Source organism: Micromonospora sp. CPCC 205546 (genome assembly GCF_036902715.1).
Taxonomy (GTDB): domain Bacteria; phylum Actinomycetota; class Actinomycetes; order Mycobacteriales; family Micromonosporaceae; genus Micromonospora.
On record NZ_JBAKHL010000140.1, the window covers coordinates 1 to 4,767 of the forward strand.

Here is a 4,767-nt window from a genome sequence, read left to right on the forward strand (position 1 = left end):
CTGCTGCCCACGCCGAGCCACCGCGATCGTGCAGGCGATCCTCGTCCTGCATCGCACCGAATCCAACCGCTACGCAGGATGAAAAGGGCTCCTTGATGACGTTTCGCTGCAGGAGGTACTTCCCGACGACGGGGAGCTGTTTCGCCGCGTTCAGGACGCCCCTGGAATAGAACTGCTTCACCAACGGACGCACCACGAGCGGGACCGACTTGGTGACGCCCTCCCGCGCCAGTTCCCCGCTTTTGATCGTGAAGGCCACGCGAATGAGCTTCCACATGTCGTCTGGGTCGGACAGGTCGAGCGGGACCCGATAGAGCACGGAGATGTCGTAGGCCAAGCGCAGCTGAAGCCGGGTGATGTACGTGAGGTCGACCATGAGGGTCACCGCAGCGGCCGGCAGAGTAAGCGGTGAGGCGCCACCAGCGCTGCCGATGGTGGCGGCGACGGCCGCCGAGTACATCCCGGCCGAGAGTCCGCCTTCGAGCGCGGCGTACCGCGATGCCATCGTGATCCGCTGTTCGACGATGCCATCCGCTGGCACGCCCTTGTACTTCTCCTGGAAGTACAGCCAGTCGACCTTGTCGGTGTAGGAACTCAGGGCCTGCGCGACGAGTTTCGAGAACCAGTCGCCTGACTTGACGTCGTCCGGGTTCAGCCCCTTGATGAACTCCCGCAGCTCGGCCCGCTCCCGCTCGACAGCCTCACGGGCGGCATCGTCGTCGGAGTCGCCCGCGTCAATCGGAGTTTCGGTCATGGCGAGTTCTCCCCGGAGGTTCAGCGGTGGCCAGCTCGCTGGGATCGGTCGAGCCCGCTGGCTTCTCAACACGATGGCGCAGTAACCAGAACATCTGTCGACGGATGTCGAGTTGAGCCGCCATCTTAGGCTGATCATGCGACTGGTTCCACCGCATCTGCTGAGGCGGCTCAAGGCGCTCCGCACGGGCGGCCAGACCGGGGGCTCGGGTGTCGAGGTAGAGGCCTGGCGGTTGTAGCTTCCAGCGAAAAAACAACGCCAAGGAGAGTTCCCTGGTCGACCGGGGCGCGGGCGCTTGCACCGGGACCTTGGAGCAGTCGCGTCAGATGCGAGATCTTCGCGTCTGACGCGACTGGCGACCCCCAAAGGAAGCCCTGTCCAGGAAACCTGCGTCGGCGTTGTTGGACACTCCAGCTTGTTGGACACGTCTTCTGGACGGCGTTGACCGGCCCGAAGCCCGGTTCCTGCGCTTGTCCGGGAAACGATCGATTCCCGAACACCACCACACACTCACCAACGCCCGGACCCCACCCAAACTCCTGCCGTCGCTACTCGGAACTGGAACCCTTCATGGCAGCTCGCAAGTTGCCGTAGACAACCCGGGTCACCGGGTGGTCGCTGCCGAGCGCCCGTTGGCAGTCGGTGAGGGCCTGCTCGAACAGGAGGATCGCCCGCTGCAGGTCCCCGGCCGACCGGTAGGCGCCGGCGAGGTTGTTGACCGAGATCAGGGTGTCGGGATGGTCGTCGCCGAGCACCCGCCGATAGTCGGTGAGGGCCTGCTCGTACAGGGAAATCGCCCGCTGCAGGTCCCCGGCCGACCGGTAGGCGCCGGCGAGGTCGTTGACCGAGGTCAGCGTCTGTGGATGGTCGTCGCCGAGCACCCGCCGTCGGTCGGTGAGGGATTGTTCGAACAGGGGGATCGCCCGCTGCAGGTCCCGGGCCGACCGGTAGGCGCCGGCGAGGTCGTTGACCGAGGTCAGCGTCTGTGGATGGTCGTCGCCGAGCACCCGCCGTCGGTCGGTGAGGGCCTGCTCGAACAGGAGGATCGCCCGCTGCAGGTCCCCGGCCGACCGGTAGGCGCCGGCGAGGTTGTTGACCGAGGCCAGGGTGTCGGGGTGATCGTCGCCGAGCACCCGCCGATAGTCGGTGAGGGCCTGCTCGAACAGGGGGATCGCCCGCTGCAGATCCCCGGCCGCATGGTAGGTGCTGGCGAGGTTGTTGACCGAGGCCAGGGTGTCGGGGTGATCGTCGCCGAGCACCCGCCGTCGGTCGGTGAGGGATTGTTCGAACAGGGGGATCGCCCGCTGCAGGTCCCGGGCCGACCGGTAGGTGCTGGCGAGGTTGTTGACCGAGGTCAGCGTCTGCGGGTGGTCGTCGCCGAGCACCCGCCGTCGGTCGGTGAGGGATTGTTCGAACAGGAGGATCGCCCGCTGCAGATCCCCGGCCGCCTGGTAGGTGCTGGCGAGGTTGTTGACCGAGGCCAGGGTGTCGGGGTGATCGTCGCCGAGCACCCGCCGTCGGTCGGTGAAGGCCTGCTCGAACAGGAGGATCGCCCGCTGCAGATCCCCGGCCGACCGGTAGGCGCCGGCGAGGTTGTTGACCGAGGTCAGGGTGTCGGGGTGATCGTCGCCGAGCACCCGCCGGTAGTCGGTGAGGGCCTGCTCGAACAGGGGGATCGCCCGCTGCAAGTTCCCGGCCGACCGGTAGGTGCTGGCGAGGTTGTTGACCGAGGCCAGGGTGTCGGGGTGATCGTCGCCGAGCACCCGCCGTCGGTCGGTGAGGGATTGTTCGAACAGGAGGATCGCCCGCTGCAGGTCCCCGGCCGCCTGGTAGGTGCTGGCGAGGTCGTTGACCGAGGTCAGCGTCTGTGGATGGTCGTCGCCGAGCACCCGCCGGTAGTCGGTGAGGGCCTGCTCGAGGTAGGCGCTAGCACGGGGAAGGTTTCCCTGGCCGTGGAGGAACACCCCGGCGGCGTTGAGCAGGTAGGCCTGGGTAGCGCGGTCGCTGTCGGTGGTGTGTGCTCTGGCGTGGGAGGCGAGCGCATCGATGTGGGGCACCAGGGAACGCCACGTCGGCCAGGCGATGGGATCACGCCAGTCGTCGGGTAGTGCAATGGTCAGGGCGGTGGTGGCGGTGGCGCAAGCGGTGGTCATGTCGTCGGGTTGGCGGTGCGGATCGTCGGGGTCGGGAATACGGGCGACGGCCTGGACGAGCCGGTGCACCGTGATCGCCCGGCTGGCGGTGTCGATGGTGAGCATGTTGTAGGCGGCCAGCCGGCCGACCGCCCGCACCACCGCCGGTTCCCCCTCACCGTCGTCACCGAGGTGCTGCCACAGGGTGTGGGAGATGGCTTCCGGGGCGTACCAGGCCAGGGCCCGTAGCAGCCGTCCGGGCAGGGGGTCGTCGGCGAGGGCGTCGAGGGTGACCTGCCAGACCCGGGCGATCGTGTGTTCGGCGGCGCGGCCTTCCTCACCGTCGCGGTACATGTCTGCGGGATGCTGTGCGAGCAGCCGCAGGTAATCACCAGCGGTGACACCGGTTTGGGCCAGGTAGGCGCCGGCCTGTTCCACCGCCAGCGGTAGACAGCCCAGCTCGGCGCACACGGCGGCGGCGCCTGCGGGGTCGACGACAACACCGCCCCGGGACACGATCTCGGTCAGCAGTTCGACCGCCTGGTCGAGTTCGAGGACGTTCAGGCGCAGCGGGGTCACGATGTCGGGCCAGCCGGTGGCCCGGCGGCTGGTCACCAGAATCCGCCCTCGAGGCAGCCGGCCGAGCAGGTCGGCGAAATGGGCGGGATCGGTGACATTGTCCAGTATGAGCAGCCACTCGTCGTGGCAGGCCAGCCAGCGCAAGGCCCATTCCCGCAGGGCCGGTGACGGCAGCACCGCGCCGAGGACTGGTTGGAGCGCGACGGTCAGGGCGACCAGACCAGCGTCGAGAGCGGTGGGACTGTCGGCGGTGATCCACCAGATCGGCCGGTGGTCGTCGCGGTGGGTGGCCGCCCACTGCGCGACCAGGGTGCTCTTACCGATACCGCCGAGCCCGTGGACCGCCTGCACGACCACCACACCCAGATCCCCGGCTGCTGTGTCCAGCCAGCCCAGCGCGTCCTCACGACCCACGAACAGCCGCAGTCGCGACGGTAGGTTTATCAGCCCGGTCGGCGCCGGCACCGCCTCCGGCGCGACCAACGCCTCCGGGGGTAGCACCGTGACGTTCTGGGTGTTGGTCGTGTGGTCGCCCGTGGAGGCGATACCGGGAATGCTGCCTGCCGTGATCGCCCGCGCCCCATCCGGGGTCACCGGCGCGGTGGGACCAGCCGGTACGGTCGGCGTCGCCGGCTCAGCCCACGCAGGCGTCGGCCGCTCGCGCCGGGACCAGCGGCTCACCGGTGCTGGGTATTCGTCGTGTTGTCGCCGGTCGAGGCGATCCCCGTGAGATCACCCTGCACGGTGATCGACCTCGGCCCGGCCACCGGTGCTGATGGTGGTGGTGTCACCGGGGCCGTCGGTGTCGGTGTGGCAGTGGGGTTTCCCGACGGCGCCAGCACGAGGGCGGCCACCGCGACTACGAAGCTCGCGGCCCCGGCCAGCCAACTGGCCACCTCCACCCCTTGCCAACCAAACACCACCGCCGCCACCACCAGCCCGGCAGCGACCACCCCACCCACCCCGATGACCACCCAGCGTCGCGAGAGCATAACCACATCATCGGCCAGCCTCGCCACCACAGCACATCGGACTGACGTCCACGCTCACCATTTACATCGTGAGAACCGACGCCTACCCACCTGGCTCAACTCGTCGTCTACCCCCTGACGATCGAGTAAGGCCGCCCGCGGCAAGTCGCGCCAGTCGGTAATGCTCGGAATGGGCCAGGTACGCGGAAAGGCCACCCACGCCACCTTCCCGGGAACTGGGGGGCTGTCTCGCTAACGGTGTTTCCGGCGATCTTGGTTAGTAGGTTTCAGCGGCTGGGAAGCGGTCGCTGAAGGTGATGGCGAAGGCGTT

General features: G+C 68.2%; 2 protein-coding genes and 1 pseudogene. 1 reads left to right on the forward strand and 2 read right to left on the reverse strand.

From position 1 onward, the window contains the following. Positions 1 to 82, forward strand: a pseudogene (locus tag V6U77_RS29575) (IS5/IS1182 family transposase); the annotation flags it as partial. A gap of 1,220 nt (positions 83 to 1,302) precedes the next feature. Here the strand turns inward: V6U77_RS29575 and fxsT are convergent. Then, on the reverse strand, positions 1,303 to 4,059 hold the full coding sequence (gene fxsT / locus V6U77_RS29580) for an FxSxx-COOH system tetratricopeptide repeat protein (protein ID WP_334610030.1): 2,757 nt from the start codon (positions 4,057 to 4,059) through the stop codon (positions 1,303 to 1,305). An 83-nt stretch (positions 4,060 to 4,142) separates the two neighbouring features. Beyond that, positions 4,143 to 4,484: a hypothetical protein gene (locus V6U77_RS29585; RefSeq protein WP_334610031.1), complete on the reverse strand. Its 342-nt coding sequence runs from the start codon at positions 4,482 to 4,484 to the stop codon at positions 4,143 to 4,145. Between the last annotated feature and the right edge of the window lie 283 nt (positions 4,485 to 4,767).